The 23,362-nt window shown below is 69.5% G+C and carries 22 protein-coding genes; 13 read left to right on the forward strand and 9 right to left on the reverse strand.

Annotated elements, in window-relative coordinates:
* Position 1 precedes the first annotated feature (1 nt).
* From ACWGIH_RS19570 to ACWGIH_RS19580, 3 genes are read left to right on the forward strand one after another with little or no spacing between them, the layout of a single operon-like run.
* Entirely contained in the window at positions 2-808 is an 807-nt protein-coding gene (locus ACWGIH_RS19570) for an HlyD family efflux transporter periplasmic adaptor subunit (RefSeq protein WP_453450023.1), read from the forward strand.
* Positions 805-3,087: an NHLP family bacteriocin export ABC transporter peptidase/permease/ATPase subunit gene (locus ACWGIH_RS19575; RefSeq protein ID WP_453450022.1), complete on the forward strand. Its 2,283-nt coding sequence runs from the start codon at positions 805-807 to the stop codon at positions 3,085-3,087. The genes ACWGIH_RS19570 and ACWGIH_RS19575 overlap by 4 nt, the downstream gene beginning before the upstream one ends.
* 1 nt (position 3,088) lies before the next feature.
* Positions 3,089-5,947: an NHLP bacteriocin export ABC transporter permease/ATPase subunit gene (locus ACWGIH_RS19580; protein ID WP_453450021.1), complete on the forward strand. Its 2,859-nt coding sequence runs from the start codon at positions 3,089-3,091 to the stop codon at positions 5,945-5,947.
* A gap of 61 nt (positions 5,948-6,008) precedes the next feature.
* On the opposite strand, the gene ACWGIH_RS19585 is transcribed toward ACWGIH_RS19580, so the two are convergent.
* The 6 genes from ACWGIH_RS19585 to ACWGIH_RS19610 all read right to left on the reverse strand — a co-directional run bounded on the left by ACWGIH_RS19585 (position 6,009) and on the right by ACWGIH_RS19610 (position 10,237).
* Positions 6,009-6,728, reverse strand: a complete 720-nt coding sequence (locus ACWGIH_RS19585; protein WP_453450020.1) for a hypothetical protein — start codon at positions 6,726-6,728, stop codon at positions 6,009-6,011.
* Between the two features lie 7 nt (positions 6,729-6,735).
* On the reverse strand, positions 6,736-7,347 hold the full coding sequence (locus ACWGIH_RS19590) for a sigma-70 family RNA polymerase sigma factor (RefSeq protein ID WP_453450019.1): 612 nt from the start codon (positions 7,345-7,347) through the stop codon (positions 6,736-6,738).
* Positions 7,344-7,535, reverse strand: a complete 192-nt coding sequence (locus ACWGIH_RS19595) for a hypothetical protein (protein ID WP_361040173.1) — start codon at positions 7,533-7,535, stop codon at positions 7,344-7,346. Before ACWGIH_RS19595 ends, ACWGIH_RS19590 begins: the two co-directional genes overlap by 4 nt.
* A 385-nt stretch (positions 7,536-7,920) precedes the next feature.
* Entirely contained in the window at positions 7,921-9,096 is a 1,176-nt protein-coding gene (locus ACWGIH_RS19600) for a serine hydrolase domain-containing protein (RefSeq protein WP_453450018.1), read from the reverse strand.
* 138 nt (positions 9,097-9,234) lie between these two features.
* Positions 9,235-9,750: a lytic polysaccharide monooxygenase auxiliary activity family 9 protein gene (locus ACWGIH_RS19605; RefSeq protein ID WP_453450017.1), complete on the reverse strand. Its 516-nt coding sequence runs from the start codon at positions 9,748-9,750 to the stop codon at positions 9,235-9,237.
* A 139-nt stretch (positions 9,751-9,889) separates the two neighbouring features.
* On the reverse strand, positions 9,890-10,237 hold the full coding sequence (locus tag ACWGIH_RS19610; RefSeq protein ID WP_453450016.1) for a DoxX family protein: 348 nt from the start codon (positions 10,235-10,237) through the stop codon (positions 9,890-9,892).
* 258 nt (positions 10,238-10,495) lie between these two features.
* Between ACWGIH_RS19610 and ACWGIH_RS19615 the strand changes: the two genes are divergently transcribed.
* Both ACWGIH_RS19615 and ACWGIH_RS19620 read left to right on the forward strand, forming a co-directional pair.
* Positions 10,496-11,419: an NADP-dependent oxidoreductase gene (locus tag ACWGIH_RS19615; RefSeq protein ID WP_453450015.1), complete on the forward strand. Its 924-nt coding sequence runs from the start codon at positions 10,496-10,498 to the stop codon at positions 11,417-11,419.
* Positions 11,420-11,489: 70 nt separating this feature from the next.
* Positions 11,490-12,428: an AraC family transcriptional regulator gene (locus ACWGIH_RS19620; protein WP_453450014.1), complete on the forward strand. Its 939-nt coding sequence runs from the start codon at positions 11,490-11,492 to the stop codon at positions 12,426-12,428.
* Here the strand turns inward: ACWGIH_RS19620 and ACWGIH_RS19625 are convergent.
* Both ACWGIH_RS19625 and ACWGIH_RS19630 read right to left on the reverse strand, forming a co-directional pair.
* A complete protein-coding gene (locus tag ACWGIH_RS19625; protein ID WP_453450013.1) occupies positions 12,425-12,895 on the reverse strand; it encodes a carboxymuconolactone decarboxylase family protein in 471 nt (156 codons plus the stop codon). The two genes, ACWGIH_RS19620 and ACWGIH_RS19625, sit on opposite strands and share 4 nt — an antisense overlap.
* Before the next feature lie 131 nt (positions 12,896-13,026).
* Positions 13,027-13,779: a sulfite exporter TauE/SafE family protein gene (locus tag ACWGIH_RS19630; RefSeq protein ID WP_453450012.1), complete on the reverse strand. Its 753-nt coding sequence runs from the start codon at positions 13,777-13,779 to the stop codon at positions 13,027-13,029.
* 235 nt (positions 13,780-14,014) lie between these two features.
* On the opposite strand from ACWGIH_RS19630, the gene ACWGIH_RS19635 reads away from it, so the two are divergent.
* Positions 14,015-14,959, forward strand: a complete 945-nt coding sequence (locus tag ACWGIH_RS19635; protein WP_453450011.1) for a LysR family transcriptional regulator — start codon at positions 14,015-14,017, stop codon at positions 14,957-14,959.
* A gap of 63 nt (positions 14,960-15,022) precedes the next feature.
* On the forward strand, positions 15,023-15,985 hold the full coding sequence (locus tag ACWGIH_RS19640) for an ankyrin repeat domain-containing protein (protein ID WP_453450010.1): 963 nt from the start codon (positions 15,023-15,025) through the stop codon (positions 15,983-15,985).
* 24 nt (positions 15,986-16,009) lie between these two features.
* Here ACWGIH_RS19640 and ACWGIH_RS19645 read toward each other — a convergent pair whose 3' ends face one another.
* Complete coding sequence (locus tag ACWGIH_RS19645; protein WP_453450009.1) at positions 16,010-17,131, reverse strand: sugar ABC transporter substrate-binding protein; 1,122 nt, start codon at positions 17,129-17,131, stop codon at positions 16,010-16,012.
* Positions 17,132-17,755: 624 nt separating this feature from the next.
* Between ACWGIH_RS19645 and ACWGIH_RS19650 the strand changes: the two genes are divergently transcribed.
* The 6 genes from ACWGIH_RS19650 (at position 17,756) to ACWGIH_RS19675 (ending at position 23,319) form a co-directional block, all read left to right on the forward strand.
* A complete protein-coding gene (locus tag ACWGIH_RS19650) occupies positions 17,756-17,959 on the forward strand; it encodes a cold-shock protein (protein ID WP_100598391.1) in 204 nt (67 codons plus the stop codon).
* 165 nt (positions 17,960-18,124) lie between these two features.
* The gene (locus tag ACWGIH_RS19655; RefSeq protein ID WP_453450008.1) at positions 18,125-19,654 is read left to right on the forward strand and encodes a DEAD/DEAH box helicase; all 1,530 of its coding nucleotides are present in this window, start codon (positions 18,125-18,127) and stop codon (positions 19,652-19,654) included.
* A 110-nt stretch (positions 19,655-19,764) separates the two neighbouring features.
* Complete coding sequence (locus ACWGIH_RS19660; protein ID WP_453450007.1) at positions 19,765-20,343, forward strand: TetR/AcrR family transcriptional regulator; 579 nt, start codon at positions 19,765-19,767, stop codon at positions 20,341-20,343.
* Between the two features lie 127 nt (positions 20,344-20,470).
* Positions 20,471-21,253 carry an oxidoreductase gene (locus ACWGIH_RS19665; RefSeq protein WP_453450006.1) on the forward strand — a complete coding sequence of 261 codons (783 nt, stop codon included), beginning with the start codon at positions 20,471-20,473 and terminating at the stop codon, positions 21,251-21,253.
* Positions 21,254-21,362: 109 nt separating this feature from the next.
* Positions 21,363-21,950: a TetR/AcrR family transcriptional regulator gene (locus tag ACWGIH_RS19670; RefSeq protein WP_453450005.1), complete on the forward strand. Its 588-nt coding sequence runs from the start codon at positions 21,363-21,365 to the stop codon at positions 21,948-21,950.
* A gap of 172 nt (positions 21,951-22,122) precedes the next feature.
* The gene (locus ACWGIH_RS19675; RefSeq protein ID WP_453450050.1) at positions 22,123-23,319 is read left to right on the forward strand and encodes a GDSL-type esterase/lipase family protein; all 1,197 of its coding nucleotides are present in this window, start codon (positions 22,123-22,125) and stop codon (positions 23,317-23,319) included.
* Positions 23,320-23,362: the final 43 nt, after the last annotated feature.

A 23,362-nucleotide genomic window follows, 5' to 3' on the forward strand; every position in this document is an offset into this window, starting at 1 on the left:
CGTGCAGTTCCGCCAACAGGCCCTGTCCAAACTGCAGTCGCCCGAGGAACTCGACCTGCCGGTGCGCTACGCCCGACCCCAGGGCCTGCTCGTGCTCGCCGTCACCGTCGTCGTCATGGCCGCCGCGAGCGTCTGGGCCGTGACCGGCTCGATCTCCTCCACGCTCCGCGCGCCCGGCATCCTCACCCACGGCCAGGGCAGTTACGTCCTGCAGAGCCCCGTCACCGGACAGGTGACGCGCGTCCTCGCCGAAGAGGGAAAGCGGGTCGCCGCCGGCGCTCCCGTGCTCAAGGTCCGTACGGACCAGGGAGACAAGGTCGTACGCTCCATCGCCGCGGGCCGCGTGACCACCCTGGTCGCCAGGATCGGCACCGTCGTCACCACCGGCGCCGACGTCGCGACCGTCGAGCGGGTCTCGGGCACCGACGACCCCCTCCTCGCGATGCTCTACGTACCGGCGGACAGTGCGGCGACCGTCCCCGTCGGCGCCTCGGTGGACCTCACCGTCCAGTCCGTTCCCACGGAGGAGTACGGCAAGCTGCGCGGCCGCGTGAAGGCGATCGGGCGAGCGGCCCAGAGCGAACAGAAGATCAGCGGGTTCCTCGGGGACAAGGCCCTGGCCGGGCAGTTCACCAAGGACGGGCCGCCCGTGGCCGTCCTCGTGAGCCTGGAGAACTCCTCCGCCACCAGGTCCGGCTACAAGTGGTCGTCCGCCGACGGCCCGCCCTTCACCCTCGACTCCATGACTCTGACCAGCGGCGCCTTCCACCTCGCCGAGCAGCGCCCGATCGATTGGCTGCTTCCGTGACCGCACCGCACCCCTCCCCGGCGCACCAGCAGCAACTGCCGCCGCCCGGCGGGCGCCGCAGGCACCGCCCCGAACCCCAGCGCGGCCGCCGCCGCGCCGCCCCGCGCCCCGCGTCGAAGGGCAAGCGGCAGAAGACGGTCCGTACGCCCACCGTTCTGCAGATGGAGGCCGTGGAGTGCGGCGCCGCCGCGCTCGCCATGGTCCTCGCCCACTACGGACGGCACGTCCCGCTGGAGGAGCTGCGCATCGCGTGCGGCGTGTCCCGCGACGGCTCGCGGGCCAGCAACCTCTTGAAGGCGGCGCGCAGTTACGGCTTGACGGCCAAGGGCATGCAGATGGAACCGGCCGCGCTCGCCGAGGTGAAGGCGCCCGCGATCCTCTTCTGGGAGTTCAACCACTACGTCGTCTACGACGGCGCGGGCCGTCGCTTCGGACGGCGCGGCGTGCACATCAACGACCCGGACAAAGGCCGTCGCTTCGTCCCCTCGGAAGACTTCGACACCAGCTTCACCGGCGTCGTCCTCGTCCTGGAGCCGGGCGAGAACTTCCGCCCGGGAGGCCGCAGGCCCGGCGTCATGCGGGCGCTTCCCGCGCGGCTGCGCGGCACCACCGGCACGATGCTCGCCGCGCTCTTCGCCAGCCTGCTGCTCGTCGCGGTCGGGGCGGCACTGCCCGCGCTCAGCCGGACGTACATCGACCTGTTCCTGATCGGTCATCAGACGTCTCTGCTGGGCGCCCTGTTCGCGTCGATGGGCGCGATGGTGGCGCTCACCGTCGTCCTCACCTGGCTGCAACAGGCGAACCTGCTGCGCGGCCGCATCATCTCCTCCACGCTGAGCAGCGCCCGCTTCCTGCGCCACCTGCTGCGCCTGCCCGTCACGTTCTACGCCCAGCGCAGCCCCGCTGACCTGGTCCAGCGCCTCGCCTCGAACGACGCGGTCGCCGAGACCCTGGCCCGCGACCTGACGGCCGCGGGCGTGGACGGCATCGTCGTACTCCTCTACGCGGCCCTGCTGTGGACGTACGACCCCCAGCTCACCCTGGTCGGCGTCGGCATCGCCCTCCTGAACATCGTCGCGATGCGCATCGTCATCCGGCTGCGGGCCACCGGCACCCAGAAGCTGCGCGCCGACAGCGCCAAGCTCACCAACACCTCGTACACCGGGCTCCAGTTGATCGAGACGATGAAGGCCACGGGAGGCGAGAACGGCTACTTCCGGCGGTGGGCAGGCCAGCACGCCACCACCCTGGAGGAGCAGCAGCGCCTCGGTGTGCCGAGCGCCTGGCTCGGCGTCGTCGCGCCGACCCTCGCGACGCTCAACAGCGCGCTGATCCTGTGGATCGGCGGCCTGCGCGCGGTCGAAGGACATCTGTCGATCGGTCTGCTCGTCGCCTTCCAGGCACTCGTCACCCGCTTCACCGCGCCGATCACCCGCCTCAACGGCGTCGCGGGCCGCATCCAGGACTTCGGCGCCGACGTCGCCCGTCTCAAGGACGTCGAGAACTTCCCCGTCGACACCCTCTACTCCCGTCCCGAACCGGAGGCGAGCACCCGGCGCCTCAAGGGCCACGTGACCCTCGAAGACATCACCTTCGGTTACAGCCCCCTCGACAAGCCGCTCCTGACGGGCTTCTCCCTCGCGGTCGGCCCCGGCCAGCAGGTCGCCCTCGTCGGCGGCTCCGGCAGCGGCAAGTCGACCGTCTCCCGGCTGATCTCAGGGCTCTACAGCCCCTGGGAAGGCACGATCCGCATCGACGGACAGCGCCTGGAGGACATCCCGCGCGGGGCGCTCGCCGCCTCCGTCTCCTTCGTCGACCAGGACGTCTTCCTCTTCGAGGGATCCATCCGCGACAACGTGGCGCTGTGGGACCCCTCCATCCCGGACGACGCCGTGGTGGCCGCCCTCAAGGACGCCTGCCTGTTCGACATCGTGGCGCGCAGGCCCGGCGGCATCCACGGCCGCGTCGAGCAGGACGGCCGCAACTTCTCCGGCGGACAGCGCCAGCGCCTGGAGATCGCGCGGGCCCTGGTCCGCCGACCCAGCATCCTCGTGCTCGACGAGGTGACCAGCGCCCTGGACGCCGAGACCGAGCAGGTCATCATCGACAACCTGCGCCGCCGCGGCTGCGCCTGCGTCGTCATCGCCCACCGCCTGAGCACCGTGCGCGACAGCGACGAGATCGTCGTCCTCGACCACGGCACGGTCGTGGAACGCGGACGCCACGAACACCTCGTAGCGGCCGGCGGACCCTACGCCGACCTGGTCAAGGAGCACTGAGGTGACGTCGGTACCGGAGCAGTACGCTTCCTACAGCGGCGATTCGGTCGCCGCCGCCTTCGGCGCGCTCGGCACCCCCGTGGACTGCACGGGCCTGCGCAGCGTGCACCTGGAGGGCCCGCAGGTCCTGTGGCTCGTCGTGGCCGGCGCGCTCGACCTGTTCGCCGTCGACGCCGTGCAGCAGGGCCACTGGCACTTCCTCGGCCGCCTCGAACCCGGCACCCTGCTCCTCGGCCCGGTCGAAGGCCCCCAGCACACCCTCGTCGGGCGACCGCTCCAGGGCTGCGAGCTGCGCCGCATCCCGCTGCGCGAGCTGTACCGCCCCGACTACGGCGACACCTGGGCCTACGAGCAGCAGTACCCCAGCCAGTACGACACCCAGGACGCCTCCCTCAGCCTGCTCGAGCACGCCTTCGCGCTCGGCATCGGACGCAGCCACCGGGTCCTGTTCGAGGCGCCGCTCGACGGACGCACGATGGCCGACGACGCCGTGACCGACGACGACATCCTCTGGATGCCGGTCGCGCCCGGCAGCGTGCAGTACGGCTCCGCCTACAGCTCGGAGGCCGCGGGCGATCTGCTCGTCGACGCCTCCATGTGGCAGCGCATGGTCAACCAGCAGTACCGGCTGCTGTCGACCCTCGACCGCTGGATCGAACGCCTGGAGCGGGCCCACGAGGACCGCACGGCGGCCGGCATCAAGGCGGGCGAGACCGTCCGCGAACAGGCCGACCGGACCCTGATCGCCTCCATCGGCCGCTCCGGCAGGGGCGGCGCGCGCCGCACCGAATCGCGAGGCGGCGACGACGCGACGTACGCCGCCTGCCGCCTGGTCGCCGACGCGGCGGGCATCACGCTGTCCGGCGCCGCGCAGGGCGGTGCGGTCAGCGACCGGATCGACCCGGTCGAGCAGGTCGCCGTGGCCTCACGCATCCGCACCCGTGCCGTGCGGCTCGACGGGTGCTGGTGGCGCGAGAACACCGGGCCGCTGGTGGGACACCGCGCTGCCAGCGGGCAGCCGGTCGCTTTGCTGTGGCGGCGCGGCGGCTACGAGTCGGTGCACCCCACGTCAGGGCGACGCACGCGCGTGGACAAGACCAACGCGGACGAGTTCGAACCGCAGGCGGTCATGTTCTACCGGCCGCTGCCGGAGCGGACGTTGACACCGTGGCGCCTCTTCCGCTTCAGCCTGCGGGGCACCGGAGGCGACGTACGCAATCTGGCGATCGCCGGTCTGGTGACGGTCGCGATCGGGGCGCTCGTGCCGATCGCGACGGGCCAGGTGCTCGGCGTGTTCGTCCCGAACGGCGAGAAGAGCCTCATCGTCCAGGTGTCCCTGGCGGTGATGATCACGAGCATCGTCTCCGCGGCGTTCATGCTGCTCCAGAACCTCACCATCCTGCGGATGGAGGGCCGGATGGAGAGCACACTCCAACCAGCGGTCTGGGACCGCCTGTTGAACCTCCCCACCCGCTTCTTCGCCTCCCGGTCCACCGGTGAACTGGCGAGCGCGGCCATGGGCGTCAGCGCGATCCGCCGGGTGCTTTCGGGCATCGGTCCCGTGGCGCTGCAGGCGGGCACGATCGGCGCGATGAACCTGGTCCTGCTGCTGCTCTACAGCGTTCCGCTGGCCCTGGCCGCCCTGGGGATGCTGCTGGTGATCGCCGCCGTGTTCCTGACCCTCGGCCTGTGGGAACTGCGCTGGCAGCGCCGCCTGATCGAGCTGAGCAACAAGCTCAACAACCAAGCCTTCCAGACCCTGCGAGGTCTGCCCAAGCTCCGCGTCGCGGGAGCGGAGAGCTTCGCGTACGCGGCGTGGGCGGGGGAGTTCGCACGCAGCCGGGAGCTGCAGCAGCGGGCCGGCCGCATCAAGAACGTGACGACGGTCCTCAACTCGGTCTACCTCCCGCTCTGCACGCTCATCATGTTCATCCTCCTCGCGGGCCCGGCCCGCGGCAGTCTCACGGCGGGTGAGTTCCTCACCTTCAGCACGGCGGTGACGATGCTCCTGACGTCCGTCACCCAGCTGACCGGGGCATTGATCTCGGCGGCCGCCGTGCTCCCGATGTTCGAGCAGATCAAGCCGGTGCTCGACGAGGCGCCCGAGGTACGGGGCGCGAGCACGCAGCCGGGCGAGCTGCAGGGCGAGATCGAGGCCCGCGCACTGTCCTTCCGCTACGCGGACGACGGCCCCCTGGTCCTCGACGACGTGTCCCTGTCCATCAGGCCGGGCGAGTTCGTGGCGGTCGTCGGCCCCAGCGGCTGCGGCAAGTCGACGCTGCTCCGCCTTCTGATCGGCTTCGACAAGCCGGTCTCCGGCAGCGTCCTCTACGACGGCCAGGACCTGTCGGCCCTGGACCAGGCGGCCGTACGCCGACAGTGCGGTGTGGTCCTGCAGAACGCGCAGCCGCTCACCGGATCGATCCTGGACTGCATCTGCGGCGCCGAGACGTTCACGCAGGAGGAGGCGTGGGAGGCCGCGGCGATGGCGGGCCTCGCCGAGGACATCAAGCGCATGCCGATGGGCCTGCACACGATGATCTCCGGCGGCGGAGCGGTCTCCGGCGGCCAGCGCCAGCGCCTGATGATCGCCCAGGCCCTGATCCGCCGCCCCCGAGTCCTGTTCTTCGACGAGGCGACCAGCGCCCTGGACAACGAGACGCAACGCACGGTCATCGACAGCACCCGCGCCCTGAACGCCACCCGCATCGTCATCGCCCACCGCCTCTCCACGGTCATGGACGCGGACCGCGTCATCGTCATGTCGGAGGGCAGAGTGGTTCAGCAGGGACCACCGACGCAGCTGCTGGCGGACACGGGTGGGCGGTTGCATGAGTTGGTGCGGCGGCAGATGCAGTGAGCCCTTTCAGCGTGATGCCGACGTAGGGATCTCCACGCATGGAGCATCGCGCCGGTGCGCTTCAGTGGCCCGCGGTGACGAGATCCTCGAGTTGGTGGGCCAGTTCCGGACTCGGCTGAGGGACGGCTCGGAAGTCACCGACCTGGTCGACGTCCAGATCCTCTACGGCTCCCTTGACCGCAGATTCGGAGACGGCGGCCCCGTCGTCGGGCAGATTGATGTAGACCGTCACCCCGCCTGCCGCGGGGGCCGCGTCGACGACCTCATGGGGCACCGGCGTGTACTGACTGGGCCAGTCCTCGAGAACGGACATCTGGTGGGCCCAGTGCTGGGCGTCACGCCATTCGCCGCGGCGCAGGTGGAGCAGATACAGGCACAGGGCGCCGGTGGCCTCGCCACCCCCGGCGGCGAACTGGAGCCAGAACTGTGCCCCCTCCTCCCGTTCGGCGAGGACGAGCAGGCAGGCGAAGGCGAGGGCGCCACCGGGGTCACGGATGGTGTCGAAGTGGGCCAGGCGACGGGCGGCCTCGTCGTCGTGGATGACGCCTTGGCACAGGGCCCGCAGGTCGACGGCGGCACGCTCGTGCAGGAGCAGGGGTGCCCGTGCTGGGCGGGCCGAGCCGGCGTTGGGTCCGCTCAGGGCCTGCATCCAGTTCAGTTCGAGGAGTTGACCGGTGATGCGCCGTCGGGAAGCAGCCTGGTGTGCCGCGGTGTAGTCGCTCTCGAAGATCCGGGCCCGGGCAAGGGCTTCTTCGATGGTGCGCGGTTCCTGCGGGCGCATGATGGACTCACTCCTCATCGTCTACGTCCTCGCCGATCGCCAGCTCCAGCTCCGCCGCCAGCTTCCGTTTGGCAGCCCGGCGGGTGGAACGGACAGTTGCCTCGCACACACCCATGACCAGCGCGGTGCGTTTCGTCGTGAAGCCCAGGGCGAACTGCAGCACCATCACATCAAACTGGCGCTCAGGTAGGTGGGCCATAGCCTTATAGAGGCCCAGGCCGTCCTGCAATTCGGTAACCTGCGCGCGGAATTCCTGGCGAAATCTCCCCATGACGGGTCCGCAGGCTGCCCGCGTGGCGCGTTCGAAGGCCACGGTCTTCAGCGTGGCCGCCTCGCGGCCTTGTACTTCCAGTTCGCTGGCGACGCGCTCCTTGAGCAGGGTCCAGGCGAAGGCTTCGAGATTCCCCTGGGTGGTGACTTGCTGCCAGATGACAGCCAGGAAGACGAAGGTGGTGTCGACCAGCTGATCTGCGGCGGCTCCGTCGCCCAACTGCGCGTGGGCGTACTCGAAGTAGGCCTGGTGGTACAGCGTGTGGAAGGCCCAGAACGCCGGGGGCATCACCTCACTCGGCTCGCGCAGAACGCTCTCGCCGCGGTCGTCGGGAGGTTGCCCGGTCATCGGCGGCCTCCCTCGTCCAGGCCGGCAGCTGTGGGGCGGGCTGCGGGTTGCTGCTCGATGAGGGTCGCCGCACCCACCCGGACCCCGGCACCCAGAAGGCGCCGCAGTCCGGAGCGCACATCGGGCGCGAACGCCCGTGCCGCCGCTGCCGAGGCCAGCACAAGGCTGGCAACGTCGTCGAGTGTCACCTTGGTCCCTTTGATCTCTTGCAGCGCCGGAGCAACTCGTCATCGCTCATGAACTGTCAACGCCTGGAGCCTCGTTGCTCCTGTCGAGAAGGAAACCGCCTGTGGGGGCCTGTTCGTGCAAAGCGCTCCGCCGCAACTTTTTAATGGCGAGTAGCGTTCCGGTTACGGCAAATATCGTGCGGGAGTTCGCCTCTCGTCAGCCAGTCCGCGCCACCCTTTGCGCCATGCCCGCCACCTGGGCTACGGCTGAAATGGGCAGCAATCTGCCATGATTTGCGCAAACCTGCCGTGTTCATTCCGCCACTCAGGTGTGACCGAGGTCACCGAGTCGCTTTAGACCGCCCTGCCTCGGAAGCCAGTTGGCCGCGACGTGAGCCCGGCCGCCTCACGCCCCGGCCCCGTACCGCCAGAAGTCCCGCATCAGTTCCGGGAAGCTGGGCCCTCCCATCTGCAGTTGGCTGAACATGATGGTGACCGCGCCGGTGGACGGGGTGATGTGTGCCGTCGTTCCCGTGCCGCCGACCCAGCCGTAGCGACCCGGGACGCTCCACGGTTCGGCGGCCTCGACGTCCACCGCGCCGCCGAAGCCCCAGCCCATCCCTTCGAGGAAGAGTCCGGCGGACTTCCGTTCGGCTGTGGTGAGGTGATTGGTGGTCATCTGCCGCACCGAATCCGGTGTGAGCAGCCGACGGTTGCCGGTCGCCCCCTCGGCGAGCAGCATCTTTCCGAAGGCGAGCCAGTCGTCGACGGTCGAGACCAGGCCGCCGGCGCCGGACGGGAACGGAGGCGGGCTGCTCCACTGTCCGTCGGGGGCGTCGAGCAGTTCGAGTCCGCTGCGGGGGTCGCGTTCGGGCCCGGCCTCGGATCCGGCCGCGTAGTAACTGGTGAACCGGTCGAGTTTGCCGGGCGGCACCGCGAACGCGGTGTCGGTCATTCCCAGCGGCTCGAACAGCCGCTCCGCCAAGAAGTCGGGGAGCGGCATCCCCGTGACCCGGGAGATCAGTACGCCCTGGAGGTCGGAGCTGAGGTTGTAGAGCCAGCCGTCGCCGGGCTGGTGCAGGAGCGGAATCCGGGACAGCGCGGCCATCCACGCCCCCGGCGCGGGGGCGGCCTGAGGTTGCGGAGGCCCTTGCTTCAACTCGCTGAAGAGCGGCGCGAGCGCGGGCAGTGAGAAGTCGGACGGAAACCCGTATCCGGTGCGGGAGGCGAGCAGGTGGAAGACCGTGATGGGCCGGACCGCGGGTACCACGTCGTCCACCGGTGAGTCCGGAGCCCGGACGACGCTCGGCGACGCCAGCTCGGGGAGCCACTCGCGGACGGGGGCGTCCAGTGCGACCCGGCCCTCCTCGACCAGCATCATGACGGCGGCGGCGACGATGGGTTTGGTCAGCGACGCGATGCGGAAGATCGAGTCCCTGGTCATCGGGGCGGTGCCCTCGACGTCCACGGACCCGACGGCCGCGACCTCCTCGCCCCGGTCACCGCGGGCCACCAGACCCACCGCTCCCGCCACGGAGCTGTTGCTGACGTGCGTCTCCAGAGTCTTGCGCAGATCGGCCATGCGTCCAGCCTCTCAGCCGGACCCGGACTTGAGCGGCATGGCACGCAAAAGCCCGGCCCGCCGGACACTCGGCGCGATGGCGCCGCGGGCCGACAGGCCGGGTGGGGTGGTGTGGGGGAGCCACCCCGGGGCGGGGGATCAGCCCGCGATGTTCACATCGATGCAGGCGTAGAAGGCGTTGGTGGTGTCGGCGATGTTCCACACCGCGAGAACCTTCTGCTTGCCGCTGAGCCCGCCGAAGTCGACCTTGTGCGTGACGGTCTCGCCCGGCTGGGCGCCTCCGTCGTCGACCTCGGCGATCTTGTTGCCGCCGACGAAGTACTGCCAGGTGCTGGTGCTGTGACGTGCCGTCAGCTTCCAGCTGAACTCCTGCGACGAGCCGACGTCGGTGGCCTTCCAGCCCTTGCTGTCGTCGTCGAGTTCGGCGAACCGCGCGTTGCCGCCGCTGCACGTCGTCTGCCCCTTGGGGCCTTCGACGCTCTGCGGTTCGTTGGTGATCTCGCCGCAGGACACGGTGCCTGCCGCGCACTGTGCCTGGCGGCTCGGGGGCGAGGAGACGTAGCCGTGCGCACTGGCCGGGGTGACGGAGGCCAGGACGAGTACGGGCGCGAATCCCGCGCCCAGAGCGGCTGCCAGCTTCTGCTTCTTGTTCATCTCTGTTCCCTCTGAGTGGGGGGAGGAGGGGGAGAGACAACCGGGCGCCTCGGTCGACTCATTGGCCTAGACCATACTGGTTGTCAGGGCTCAGTCAACCCTTCAAGTAATCCTCGTGGTGCGGAAGTTGTTCTTGAGGTCAGGCGGCGAAGCCCAGGGCCAGGGCGCCGACCACCGGCGCCGCATACAGCAGGGGGAAGGGGATGTGCGCGTACCAGCGGGCCCGGATCACGGTGACGACGGCGCCGGCGAAGTACAGCGCAAGGCCGATCCCGGCCGCGAAGCCGATGGCCGGCACCAGCAGGCCGACCAGCAGGCCTACCGCCCCCGCGGCCTTCGCGGCGCCGAGCCAGGGCAGCCATGAGAAGGGGACGCCGTAGTCGGCCATGGGCTCCACGACCCACTTGGCGCGAAGGAAGACCGAGACGGCCGAGAAACCCACCATGACGGCGGCAAGGACGGTGACGACAACGAAGGCGGTGGACATCAGGAGTGCTCCCATCGGGCGGGTGCCCGGCCGGACTTGTCCCGGCCTGGCGTCTTGAGTGCGTCACTGCTCTGACGGACCGCGACGCGGGAATGTGACCGGCGAACGCCGTTTGGAGTGTGACCTGGAACACTCATGGCCGATAGTGCGCACAGGTAAGACGCTGAGACATGTAGGCGAGACAGAAGGCTATTCTGCGGCTCATTCGATCTCCCTAGGGTTGACGACATCAACCGCACCGAACCCAGGAGACCCACCATGCGCGCAGTCATCCAGAAGTCCATCGGCGGCCCCGAGGTCCTTGAGGTCATCGAGACCCGACGGCCGAAGCCGTCGGTCGGCGAGGTCCTCGTCAAGGTCCACGCCAGTGCCGTCAACCCCGTGGACATCGCCGTCAGGTCCGGCGCCCTCCCGCTGCTCGGCGAGCCGCCGTTCGGCGTGGGATGGGACATCTCCGGAGTGGTCGAAGAGGCGGGCCCTGACGCCGGGTTCGTGGCGGGCGACGAGGTGTACGGCATGCCGAACTTCCCCCGCGCCGCCACCGCGTACGCCGACTACGTCGCCGTTCCGGCAGGTCAGCTGGCCCGCAAGCCCGCTTCACTCGACCACGTGCACGCCGCCGCGGTGCCTCTCGCGGCGCTCACCGCCTGGCAGGGCCTGGTGCGCGCGGCGGACGTCAAGGAAGGCGACCGGGTGCTGATCCAGCGGGCGGCCGGCGGCGTCGGCCACTTCGCGGTGCAGATCGCGAAGGCACGCGGCGCCCACGTGATCGCGATAGCCAGCGCGGGCCGCCATGACTTCGTACGCGGCCTCGGCGCCGACGAGATCATCGACTACCGGACCACCGACTTCACCGAGGTCGTCAAGGACGTGGACGTCCTCCTCGACTCGACGGCCCAGGGTGACCTCTCGCTCGGCGTGGTCCGCCCCGGCGGCGTACTCATCAGCATCCTGGAGCACGGCGACACCGAGCTCGCCGCACGCGTCGAGGCCGCCGGACGGCGCTTCGCCGGTGTCCTGGTCGAGCCGGACGCCGCCGGGCTCGAAGCGCTCGCCGAACTGATCGACGCGGGCCGGATCCGTCCCTACGTCGAGGAGACGTTCCCGCTGGCAGAGGCCGGCAAGGCGCACGAGCTGGTCGCCGCGGGACACGTACAGGGCAAGATTGTCCTGACGGTCTGAACAGGGCGGTCAGCGTAGGCCGACAACGCAGGCCGACCGCGACGGGCGGCATCAGGAAGGGCGAGGCCGGATGGACATCCTCACCGAGGCACTGGCCTCGATGCGCACGGGGCACCCTGCGTCCGTGCGGACCGACGGCCGCGCCCCCTGGGGCCTGCGCCTGCCACCCGTGGCGGGCGCAGGTTTCCATGTGGTGCTGTACGGGACGTGCTGGCTGGTCCCCCTGCCCGAGGCGTCCCCGCACCTGGAGCCGGTCCAGCTGAACCCCGGGGACGTGATCTTCCTGCGGGACGGGCGGGGCCACATCCTCGCCGACCACCCCTCCACCCCCGCCGAGGAGTACAAGGCCGCGCAGTATCACGGGGGTTCACCCATCGGCTCGGTCACGCTCGGCGGTGAGGGCGCGGCGACCAGCCTGCTCTGCGGCAACTACCACCTGGACCAGGGGCGCCCGCACCCGCTGGTACGCCAGCTGCCCGAGGTGATCATCCTGCCGACGCGACACGGCCGCCATCCGGAGCTCAGTGCCGCCGTCCAGCTCCTCGGCTCCGAACTGGAGAATCCGCGGATCGGCTCCGACGGCATCGTGCCCACCCTGATCGACTCGCTGCTCCTCTACATCCTGCGGGCCTGGCTCGACGACCAGCCCGCGTCCGCCGCTCAGGGCTGGGCGGCGGCCCTGGGCGACTCGGCGGTGGCGCCTGCCCTTTCGGCCATGCACGACGATCCCGCGGCCACGTGGACGGTCGAGTCCCTCGCGGCGCGCGCCGGTCTGTCCCGGGCCGCGTTCGCCCGGCGGTTCGCCGCGCTGGTCGGCGAACCGCCCATGGCCTATCTGACCCGGTGGCGCATGACGACCGCCGCCCGCATGCTGCGGGAGTCCGACGCCCCGCTGACGACGGTCGCGGCCCGCACCGGATACGGCTCGGAGTTCGCCTTCGCCAAGGCCTTCAAGCGGGAGTACGGCCTGGCGCCGGGTGGCTACCGGCGCCAGAACAGGGCGGCCTAGGCAGCCGGCTGGTAGTCACCCGCCGGCTGCTTGGTGATGACGCTGAGGCGGTTGGCGGCGTTGATCAGGGCGATGAGCGACACCAGGGCGGCGAGCTGCTCGTCGTCGTAGTGTTTGGCGGCGCTCGCCCAGACGTCGTCCGGGACCCCGCCCGCCGCGTCGGCGACTCGGGTGCCCTGCTCCGCCAGCGCCAGCGCGGCGCGTTCGGCCTCGGTGAAGACGTTGGCCTCGCGCCAGGCGGCGACCAGGTTTAGACGCACTGGGGTCTCCCCGGCGCGGGCGGCGTCCTTGGTGTGCATGTCGGTGCAGAAACCGCAGCCGTTGATCTGGCTCGCCCGGAGCATCACCAGCTCCTGGGTGGTGGACGGCAGTGTCGACTCCGAGAAGATCGCCTTGCTCGCCGATGCGATGTGCTTCAGGGCCTTGGCCGCGATCGGGCTGCCGAAGAGATTCAAGCGGGCTTCCATCGTGAACTCCTTGCCATGTGTAGGCGGTTACACCTCCTACACGGGGCGGCCCGCCGCGATTCGACAGGGAAGGTTGTGACACGCGTCTCTTTGTCGTGCGGAGGTGCCTACGCGGCCACCGTGAGGCCCCCTCATACCGCCACGGCGACAGCCGCCGTCACCCCGACGGCCACGATGAGCCCGCGCAGCACGGCGGGTGAGAGGCGGCGGCCCACGCGCGCGCCGATCAGACCGCCCAGGGTCGAGCCGAGGGCGATCACACCGGCCACCGTCCAGTCGACGCTCGTCACCGCGATGAAGATGACCGCGGCGACGCCGTTCACGATGGACGCGAGGACGTTCTTCACGGCGTTCAGGCGCTGCAGGTCATCACGGAGGAACGACCCGAACAGGCCCATGAGCAGTACCCCTTGGGCCGCCCCGAAGTATCCGCCGTAGACGCCGGTGACCATGACACCCGCCCACATCGGGGCGCCGCCGTCCTTGCGGCCGCGCCCGCCCCGGCCGGCGAGCCACTTCTGGAGGCGCGGCTGCAACAGCACCAGAACACAGGCGATCAGGATCAGCACCGGCACCACGGCGCGGAACGTGTCGGCGGACAGTTTCAGGAGCAGGACCGCGCCCGTGACACCTCCCAGGAGCGATGCGCTGCCGAGCTTGATGAGGCGTGACCGCTGGCCCTTGAGCTCGGCGCGGTACCCGTACGCCGCGCTGATCACGCCCGGGACGAGGCCGATGGTGTTGGAGACGTTGGCCAGCACCGGCGGGTATCCGAAGGCGAGCAGCGTGGGGAAGGTGATCAATGTGCCGGAGCCGACCACCGCGTTGATGCCGCCTGCCGCGACGGCCGCGGCCGCTATGGCCACTGTTTCGAGCGCCTGCATGGATCGTCCTCCCCGGGACGGTCGGCGTACCGGAGCGGAGTGCGGGCAGCCCGGGACGGAGAAGTCTGGTGCCGGCCCGGTGGGTCGGCACCCGGCCCGGTCCGCCCGTCCTCCGGATGACGTGCGGACCGGGCCGGGTTGCCGCCCTGGGCCCGGAAAGATCGTCCCGCCCGCCCGACACCCAAGTCAATCCTCGGATTTCCTTGCAGACCCCCAAGCTGTAGCTTCACCCTCCATGACTCTCGACGACCTGCGTGTCTTCGTCGCCGTCTGCCGAACGGGCAGCCTCAGCGCCGTCGCCCGCGATCTGTCCTGTACGCAGCCCGCGGTCAGCCAGCACATCAAGCGCCTGGAGCGAGAGCTCGGGCTCAGCCTTCTCGAACGCCACCCGCGCGGAGTCGTCCCCACGCCGGCCGGGCAGCTCCTGCAGAACGCGGCGGCAGGCGGCCTCGGCGACATCGACCACGCGTTGCGCCGACTGAACGACCTGGTGCACGGCGAGGCCGGATCGGTGCGGATCACCACCGGCGCCACCACGGTGCGGCACTTCATGTCCGACGCGATCGTCGCCTTCCGCCGACGTCACCCCCAGGTGAGCCTGGAATTCCAGACCGCGCATTCCAGCCGCAGCTGCTTCGACGCCCTCATCGCGGGCGGACTTGACCTGGCCTGGATCACCATCGGCGCACCGGTGAAGGGCATCGAGCAGCGTCCCGTCATCGAACTGCCCTGGGTGCTGGCGGTCCACCGCGACGACCCCCTCGCCGCCGAGTCGCGGATCAGCACCGCCGACCTGGCCGGTATCCGGCTCATCGGGCTCCCGGAGAGCACGACCTCCCGCGCGCGCCTGGACGCCTGGTTCACCGAGCGCGGCATCAGCCCGGCCTCCGACACCAGCGTCGCCGACTGGGACACCGCCCTGCTGCTCGCCGAACTGGGCCTGGGCCACGCGATCGTCCCCGACCTGCCGGGCTGGCGCGGCCCCAACCACCCGGACCTGCGCCTGATCCCCATCCCGGAGCTGCCCACCCTGTGGACCGGTTGGGCGGTACGCCGCTGGGACGCGCTGTCTCCCTTGGCCAAGACTTTCGCCGACACGGTGAGCCACAACTGCCCCGGCGCACGGATCCCGCAGCAGGCGGCGCAGGAGCAGGAGACGATTGTCAGTGGCCGTCTGTAGCGTTCAGTGAGTGGCTGGCGACGACACGATCAGACGGTGCGGCCACCACGAAGGGGGAGTGGCATGGCTGTTGTCGAGCGGGACGGCTGGGCGGGTCTGGGCTGGGAGGGCTGGCGGGACCACGCACTCGTCCGTGATCGGCTGGAGCGCGGAGCCGATCCGAATATGTGGGGCAGCAGCCGCCCTCTGCACAGAGCGGCCGAGTGCGGCTCACCGGAGGTCGTCGCCGAACTGGCGCGCCGTGTCGACGACGTCGACGCCGAATCGGATGGCTGCACCGCGCTGTGGGCCGCGGTCCTGGCCGACCGCCCGGACAACGCCCGTGTCCTGGCCGCCGCCGGGGCAGACCCGTGGCGCATCGTCCTGGCGGACTGGTCCCCGGGGAGGCTCAGCCTCGCGGGGCCGGCCCCGGACCTCTTCATGGTGCCGTCCGGCGAGCGCGGCCTGACCCCGGCCGAGTCCGCCGCCGCGACGGAGGGCAGACGGCTGACCGCGGCGCTGGGCGACCTTTATTACGACGGCACGGGGCTCGCGTGCGTCGCCGGGATCGACGTGGCAGAGGCCGCACGCCGACTCGGGGCCGAGCCGTACGAGGACCCCGAGCTCGACGTACTCCTGGAGGACCCCTTGTCGTACGACATGGATGAGTCCCTCCAGATCATCGGCGCCACCGATGTGCCGGGCGGCTGCGTCATCACCCAGCCCTGGGGCTACGCACCGCAGATGCCCGGGGTGCTGACCGCGCTCTCCGCGGGCACCGTCTGCTACGGCCTCTATGCCAACCCCAAGAGCGGCAACCAAGGCAGCATCGCCCGCGACGGCGTCATGGAAGGCTCGGATCTGCATCCAGGGGGAGGACCTGATGAGGACGACTCCTCAGAAGAGGTCCTCGCCGCCTACCTCTATCAACACAACGCCGTCGCTTACTCCTGCGCCTTCGTGGGTCTGCGCCCGACCGACGCCCGGGCCGTCACAGGCCCGCCCGACCGCTGGCTCAAGCTGCCCCGGAGCGGCTACTGGTACTGAGGCGTCGGCCGGGCGCACATCGGGCTAGCCCTTGAGGCCGATCGTCGCGCATGCCGCCTTGAACTCGGCCGTGCAGATGTCCTTGGTCTTGTAGATGCCGTCCTTGATGACCGTGGACTTGATGGTGTCCCGGGTCAAGGGACGGACGGAGACCAGGAGGGAGGGGATGTTCTTCGTGGTGGCGTTCTCCGACCTGTCCCCGGCCAGTGCGTCGTACTCGACCATGCGGCCCTGGGCGATGCGGACAGCCATCTCCGCGGCACCGACGGCCTCTTCGGGGTAGGGCTTGTAGACGCTCATGTACTGCTCGCCCGTGACGATGCGCTGCACGGCCGGCAACTCCGCGTCCTGGCCGGTGACCGGCGGCAGGTCGGTGATGCCCGCGGCCTTGAGGGCCTTGATGGCGCCGCCCGCCATACCGTCGTTGGCGGAGTAGACGGCGGCGATGTTGTCCTTGCCGATGGCGGTGATCGCGTCGGTCATGTGGGTACCGGCCGTCTGCGGTTTCCAGCCATCGGTGTCGTACGACTTGGCGATGTCCACCTGGTTCTGGAGCTGGGAGAGCGCGCCCTCCTTGAACACGGCGGCGTTCGGGTCGGTCGGCGCGCCGTTGATCATGACGACCTTGCTGTTCTGGCGGCTGCCGCTGCCGAGCGCCTTCAGGATCGCCTGACCCTGGACCTGGCCGACCAGCTCGTTGTCGAAGGCCACGTAACCGGATACGGGTCCCTCGGCGAGACGGTCGTAGGCGATGACGGGAATGTCCGCTTCCTTCGCCTTCTTGACCGACGGTGCGAGCTTCTTCGCGTCCACCGCGCTCACCAGGATCGCGTCGACCTTGTCGGCGACCATCTGGTCGAGCTGGCCGTTCTGCTTGGCCGCGTCACCCTTGGCGTTGGCGTAGACGAGCTTGCCCTTGCCGTTGGTGAGCTTCCTGACCTGCTTCTCGATGATGGGGTGGTCGAACTTCTCGTAGCGAGCCGTCTCCTCCTCGGGCAGGAGCAGACCGACGGTGACCGCGTCACCCTTCCTCTCGGTCTGTGACTTCCCGTCGTCCGAGCCCAGCAGGCTGCCGCAGGCGGCGAGCGAGAGTGCCAGGGCGCTCACAGATACGGCGACGGTGGCTTCACGCGTACGGGTTTTCATTCGCCCACTTCCTCGATCGGACCGCTTCGTTGTGGTCCGAGATGGCTGAAAGCCAACCCCGGAGTGTTCCCGGCGTCAAGGAGTCAATGCATAACGAGATTGCAATGGAATGTGCGTTTCAGTATTGAACTGTCCAGCATTTACACGTGACAGTAGGAGTGTCCGCAAGCTGCGGCGGAGCCGTGTGGGGTCGGTGGAGGCGGCGCGGAGGCTGCATGAGTTGGAGAGGGGCCCGCGCGACGCTCGCGGGTGCGGCCGGGAACGAAGGGGACCATTCGGGCTCGTCCGGCCTGCCCGGCTCCCCCGCGGTCCGTGGGTCGACACGCCGTGGTGGTGGCGCTCGTGTCGGAAGGTGACCGCAGGTTTCCGCAATGTGGCGCGGGCCTAGGGCCGGTCGAGCGAAATATGTAGAGCTTGCTCGTGCCTCGAAGCTGATCTCGTGCTACTGTTGATCGTAGTTGCAGTTGTGGTTCCCATAAGACTTCAAGTGCCTTTGGTGGATAAATTTCCGCCGGGCACTTTTGTATTTCCGGGAGAAGTTTTCCCGGACGGGGCAATCAACGTGGCGACGCCGGGGTCCGCACAGTGCGGGTCTCGGAGCTTGCCCCGAAGGAGAAATTTAGTATGGCTACTGGCACCGTGAAGTGGTTCAACTCGGAAAAGGGCTTCGGCTTCATCGAGCAGGAGGGTGGCGGCCCCGACGTCTTCGCCCACTACTCGAACATCGCCACCCAGGGCTTCCGTGAGCTTCAGGAAGGCCAGAAGGTGAACTTCGACGTCACTCAGGGCCAGAAGGGCCCGCAGGCGGAGAACATCGTTCCTGCCTGACGCTTGAAGCGTTAAGACGACGCTGGTGTCCGCGCCTCACGGTGCGGGCGCCAGCTCGTTGCTGTTTACAGAAGGTTTTGTCTTTTTTCGGCTCGTGCTTGCAATTCGTTCGGTTGAAATCCACCGAGAATTCCTCGATGCGTGCCCTATCGAGGAAGGTTCTCCATGAACCGTTCAGCGCGCACGAACGACCGATATTCCAACCCCCGCAACAGCGGCGGCCCCCGCGGTGCCAATCCCCGCAAGGGTGGCGGCGCCCGCCCCGGCAACCGTTCGGGTGGCCAGGGGCGCCGACCCTCCGCACCGCAGGGTGAATTCGCCCTTCCGGTCACCATCACCCCGGGCCTCCCGGCGGCGGAGACCTTCGCCGAACTCGACATGCCGGCCCCGCTGCTGAAGACGCTCACCGGCCTCGGCGTGACCGAGCCGTTCCCGATCCAGGCGGCGACGCTGCCGAACGCCCTCGCGGGCCGGGACGTACTGGGCCGCGGACGCACCGGATCCGGCAAGACCCTCGCCTTCGGGCTTCCGCTCCTCGTGCGCACCGCAGGCCGGCGCGCCGAGTCGAAGCAGCCCCTGGCTTTGGTCCTCGTTCCCACTCGGGAGCTCGCCCAGCAGGTCACCGAGGCGCTCACTCCGTACGCCCGGTCGCTGAAGCTGCGTATCGCCACGGTGGTCGGCGGCATGTCGATCGGCAGGCAGGCCGGAGCCCTGCGGTCCGGTGCCGAGGTCGTCGTCGCCACGCCCGGACGCCTCAAGGACCTCATCGAGCGCAAGGACTGCCGCCTGGACCGGGTGAGCATCACCGTTCTCGACGAGGCCGACCAGATGGCGGACATGGGCTTCATGCCCCAGGTCACCGAACTGCTCGACCAGGTACGCCCCGACGGGCAGCGGATGCTGTTCTCCGCCACGCTCGACCGCAACGTCGACCTGCTGGTGCGCAGCTACCTGCACGACCCGGTGGTCCACTCCGTCGACCCCTCCAAGGGTGCGGTCACCACGATGGAGCATCACGAACTGCACGTGCACGGCGCCGACAAGATGGCGACCGCCACCGAGATCGCGGCCCGCGACGGCCGCGTGATCATGTTCCTCGACACCAAGCACGCCGTCGACCAGTTCACCAAGCACCTGATGGGCAGCGGCGTACGGGCCGCCGCGCTGCACGGTGGCAAGTCACAGCCCCAGCGCACCCGCACTCTCGCCCAGTTCAAGACCGGTGCGGTGACGGTCCTGGTGGCCACCAACGTCGCGGCTCGCGGCATTCACGTCGACAACCTCGACCTGGTGGTCAACGTAGACCCGCCCATCGACCACAAGGACTACCTCCACCGCGGCGGCCGCACGGCCCGCGCCGGTGAGTCCGGCAGCGTCGTCACCCTCGTGACGCCCAACCAGCGCCGCGACATGAGCCGCCTGATGTCCGCCGCCGGTATCCGGCCGCGGATCACCCAAGTGCGCTCCGGCGAGGCCGAGTTGAGCCGCATCACCGGGGCGAAGGCGCCCTCCGGAGTACCCGTAGCGGGCAGTGCGCCCACCGAGCGCCCCAAGCAGCGCGGCGGCGCCCCCTTCCGTGGCATGGGTACGCGTCCGGGGCAGCCCGGCCGCTCCGGTGGCGGCTCGCGCCGGACCGCCGAATCCCGGGAGATGGCTGAGGCCCGTAAGGCCGCGCGCGTACGTCGCGCTGCCTGAGGCATGTAGAGCGGCATACGTGGCGCTGCTGAAGTCGTGAGGCCACCTGTGCGGTGCTGACCGATGACGGTTCTTGACCTCCAGGTCAAGAACCGTCTAGTCTTCCGGGCATGGGAAGGCCGAAGCAGTTCGATCCGGACACCGCCGTCGAGCAGGCCATGGACGTGTTCTGGCGCAAGGGGTATGCCGCCACCACGCCCCAGGACCTGGTGGACGCGCTCGGTATCGGCAAGGGCAGTCTCTACAACACCTTTGGCAGCAAGCACGCCCTCTTCGAGCGGGCGCTGCGCCGCTACCGCGACAGTCAGGCCGCGGCCCTCATCGAAATGCTCGAGGAGTCAGGGCCCGTGCGGGAGCGGTTGCGTGCGGCGCTGTGGCTGCTCGTCGAGATGGACCTCGCCGATCCGGACCGGCGCGGCTGCATGGCGGTGAACGCCGCCGCCGAGCTGGCCGGGACGGACGAGGTGGCGACCGAACTGGTCCGGCGCATGTTCGACCGCACCGAAGAGGCCTTCGCCATGCTGGTGGCAAAGGGCCAGCGGGCGGGTGAGATCGACGCCGGCCGTGACGCTCGCGCCATCGGAAGCCTGCTGGTGACCACAGTCGTCGGTTTGCGGCTGATGGCGCGGGTCGTGGAAGGCCCGGAGCGTCTCACCAGGGCGATCGACGCCACGATCGACTCTCTCTGAGCCGACTGAGCTGACTGAACCGACTGAACCCCTTCCAATCCTCCCGTCTCATCTCTGAACCGTGCCGATGTGTACCCAAATTTTGTACCTGTAGGTCAAAAAAATCGTTCTAAGGAGCTGTAAGAGCATGGAACTCGACCTCAACGGCAAGACCGCCGTCGTCACCGGTGCCAGCCGCGGGATCGGCCTGGCCACCGTCAGGGCGTTGATCGAGGAGGGTGTACGCGTCGTGGGCGCGGCCCGCACCATCACCCCCGAACTCAAGGAATCGGGAGCCTTCGCCGTGTCGGCCGACCTCGGCACCACGGACGGGGTGGCCGCTCTCATGGACGGTGCCTTCGCGGAGCTGGGCGGCATCGACCTGCTGGTGAACAACGTCGGCGGCGGTGACGCCGTGCGGCCCGTCGGTTTCCTCGACACCGACGACGAGCAGTGGCACGGCGTCTTCGACCTCAACCTGCTCAGCGCGGTCCGCGTCAGCCGTGCCGCGCTGCCGAGCCTGATCGAGCGTGGCGGTGCGATCGTCAACGTCTCCTCCATCAACTCCCGTCTCCCGGCGGCCGGTCCCGTCGCCTACAGCGCCGCCAAGGCGGCGCTCACCTCCCTGGGCAAGTCGCTGGCGGAGGAGTTCGGGCCGCGAGGCGTGCGGGTCAACACCGTCTCGCCCGGCGTGGTGCGCACCGCCATCTGGGAGGACTCCGACGGCTTCGGGGGCAAGGTCGCGGCCGGATTCGGAGCCGAGCACGGGGCGTTCCTCGCGCAGATCCCGACGGCGTTCGGCATCACCAGTGGCCGGATCACCGAGCCCCGGGAGGTCGCGTCACTGATCACGTTCCTGCTCTCGGACGTGGCGGGCAATGTCACCGGAGCGGATTACGTGATCGACGGGGGCACGGTCAAAACGGTCTGAGGTGCTCGCAGAACGGTCTGAGACGCTCGGCGCTTCCTTCAAGGGTTACCGGTTTGCCTAAAGCTATTAGGTAGATGCACAATCGGTTGAGCCGAAGGAAGGGAAGGGCATGGTTCGCGCAGGACTGACCGCGGAGCGCCTGGCGCAGGCCGGAGCCGAGCTGGCCGACGAGGTCGGCTTCGAGCAGGTGACCGTCTCGGCTCTCGCCAGGCGCTTTGACGTCAAGGTCGCGAGTCTCTACTCGCATCTGAAGAACTCGCAGGACCTCAAGACGCGTATCGCCCTTCTCTCCCTGGAGGAACTCGCCGACCGGGGCGCCGCCGCGCTGGCAGGGCGGGCCGGCAAGGACGCACTGACCGCGTTCGCCGATGTCTACCGCGACTACGCAAGGGAGCACCCCGGGCGTTATGCCGCGGCCCGGCTGAGGCTCGACCCGGAGACGGCGGCCGCCAGCGCGGGCGTCAGGCACGCGCAGATGACGCGGGCGATCCTGCGCGGCTACGACCTGACGGAAACCGACCAGACCCACGCGGTCCGGATGCTGGGCAGCGTCTTCCACGGCTACGTCAGCCTGGAGATGGCGGGGGGCTTCAGCCACAGCGAGCCCGACTCCCAGGAGTCGTGGGACCGCATCCTGGATGCCCTCGACGCACTGCTGCGGAACTGGCCGGCGGCCCGACCGGGCGCCGTGACCTGACAGGCCCGCTCGGTCGACTCCCTTGGCGCAGCGGCCTATCGGGCTGTCGACGTATCGATGCAGCGATGTATCAATGCCTCGCCGCAGCCCAGCCCGGCGCCCCAGGGCGTGACCCCGGCCGGCAGCCACGACCCATACCCCAGACACGATGATCAGCAAACAGAGGCCGACCATGAACACCGAACACGACGACTGGATCACCACCCCCATCACCGCGGACATCCTGCGCGGCGCCCTCGACCTGGAGCGCACCGAGCACGGCGTCCTGCCGCACCGGTTGCCCGCATGGGCCCGCGCCCAGTGCGCCGACGGGCAGCTGGCCATGGCCGAGTCCCAGCCCTCCGGTGTACGCCTTGTCTTCCGCACCCGCGCCACCGTCATCGAACTGGACACGCTGCCCACCAAGCGCGCCTACGTGGGCGCCCTGCCCCGCCCGGAGGGCCTGTACGACCTGCTCGTCGACGGCCGCCTGGCGGATCAGGCCTCCGTGAGCGGCGGCAACCTCCTGACCATCGACATGACGAACGGGAAGACCGAGACCCGGCCCGGCCCGCCCGGCACCATCCGCTACGCCGAACTACCGGACCGTGCCAAGGACATCGAGATCTGGCTGCCGCACAACGAGACCACCGAACTCGTCGAGCTGCGCACCGACGCACCTGTCGAGCTCGCGCCGGACCGGGGGCGCAAGGTGTGGCTGCACCACGGCAGTTCGATCAGCCATGGCTCCGACGCGGCGAGCCCCACCGCTGTCTGGCCCGCCGTGGCGGCTTCCCTCGGCGGTGTCGAGCTCGTCAACCTGGGCCTGGCCGGCAGCGCGCTTCTCGACCCGTTCACCGCGCGAACCCTGCGGGACACCCCCGCCGACCTGATCAGCGTCAAGATCGGCATCAATGTGGTCAACGCCGACCTGATGCGCCTGCGCGCCTTCGGACCGGCTGTCCACGGCTTCCTCGACACCATTCGTGAAGGCCACCCCGGCACACCGCTGTTGGTCGTCTCGTCCGTCCTGTGTCCCATCCACGAGGACACGCCCGGCCCGAGCGCGCCGGACTTCAGCGGCCTCAGCGAAGGACGGCTGGTTTTCAGCGCCATGGGCGATCCGGCGGAGCGCGCCGGCGGGAAGCTGACGCTGCGCGTCATCCGCGAGGAGCTGGCCCGGATCGTGGAGCAGCGGTCGGCCGAGGACCCCAATCTGCACTACCTCGACGGCCGGGAGCTGTACGGGGAGGCCGACGCCGCCGAGCTGCCGCTGCCGGACCAGTTGCACCCGGACGCCGCCACTCACCGTCGTATGGGCGAACGGTTCGCCGAGCTGGCTTTCGCGGACGACGGCGCCTTCGGAGCCTCGGCGGGCCGCGGGGCCTGACCCGATTCGGGTCGGTGTCGCGTCGGTGCATCGCCGGGCGGCC

The organism is Streptomyces sp. NPDC054872, assembly GCF_053610705.1.

Excerpts from the sequence above, each read along its gene's own strand:
- ACWGIH_RS19630 (WP_453450012.1), bottom strand. The coding sequence starts at position 13,779 with ATGCAGGCGCTCGAAACAGTGGCCATAGCGGCCGCGGCCGTCGCGGCA.
- ACWGIH_RS19600 (WP_453450018.1), bottom strand. The coding sequence starts at position 9,096 with ATGGCCGATCTGCGCAAGACTCTGGAGACGCACGTCAGCAACAGCTCC.
- ACWGIH_RS19625 (WP_453450013.1), bottom strand. The coding sequence starts at position 12,895 with ATGGAAGCCCGCTTGAATCTCTTCGGCAGCCCGATCGCGGCCAAGGCC.
- ACWGIH_RS19645 (WP_453450009.1), bottom strand. The coding sequence starts at position 17,131 with ATGAAAACCCGTACGCGTGAAGCCACCGTCGCCGTATCTGTGAGCGCC.
- ACWGIH_RS19605 (WP_453450017.1), bottom strand. The coding sequence starts at position 9,750 with ATGAACAAGAAGCAGAAGCTGGCAGCCGCTCTGGGCGCGGGATTCGCG.
- ACWGIH_RS19590 (WP_453450019.1), bottom strand. The coding sequence starts at position 7,347 with ATGACCGGGCAACCTCCCGACGACCGCGGCGAGAGCGTTCTGCGCGAG.
- ACWGIH_RS19670 (WP_453450005.1), top strand. The coding sequence starts at position 21,363 with ATGGTTCGCGCAGGACTGACCGCGGAGCGCCTGGCGCAGGCCGGAGCC.
- ACWGIH_RS19620 (WP_453450014.1), top strand. The coding sequence starts at position 11,490 with ATGGACATCCTCACCGAGGCACTGGCCTCGATGCGCACGGGGCACCCT.
- ACWGIH_RS19640 (WP_453450010.1), top strand. The coding sequence starts at position 15,023 with ATGGCTGTTGTCGAGCGGGACGGCTGGGCGGGTCTGGGCTGGGAGGGC.
- ACWGIH_RS19615 (WP_453450015.1), top strand. The coding sequence starts at position 10,496 with ATGCGCGCAGTCATCCAGAAGTCCATCGGCGGCCCCGAGGTCCTTGAG.
- ACWGIH_RS19610 (WP_453450016.1), bottom strand. The coding sequence starts at position 10,237 with ATGTCCACCGCCTTCGTTGTCGTCACCGTCCTTGCCGCCGTCATGGTG.
- ACWGIH_RS19655 (WP_453450008.1), top strand. The coding sequence starts at position 18,125 with ATGAACCGTTCAGCGCGCACGAACGACCGATATTCCAACCCCCGCAAC.
- ACWGIH_RS19660 (WP_453450007.1), top strand. The coding sequence starts at position 19,765 with ATGGGAAGGCCGAAGCAGTTCGATCCGGACACCGCCGTCGAGCAGGCC.
- ACWGIH_RS19650 (WP_100598391.1), top strand. The coding sequence starts at position 17,756 with ATGGCTACTGGCACCGTGAAGTGGTTCAACTCGGAAAAGGGCTTCGGC.
- ACWGIH_RS19675 (WP_453450050.1), top strand. The coding sequence starts at position 22,123 with ATGAACACCGAACACGACGACTGGATCACCACCCCCATCACCGCGGAC.
- ACWGIH_RS19635 (WP_453450011.1), top strand. The coding sequence starts at position 14,015 with ATGACTCTCGACGACCTGCGTGTCTTCGTCGCCGTCTGCCGAACGGGC.
- ACWGIH_RS19585 (WP_453450020.1), bottom strand. The coding sequence starts at position 6,728 with ATGCGCCCGCAGGAACCGCGCACCATCGAAGAAGCCCTTGCCCGGGCC.
- ACWGIH_RS19665 (WP_453450006.1), top strand. The coding sequence starts at position 20,471 with ATGGAACTCGACCTCAACGGCAAGACCGCCGTCGTCACCGGTGCCAGC.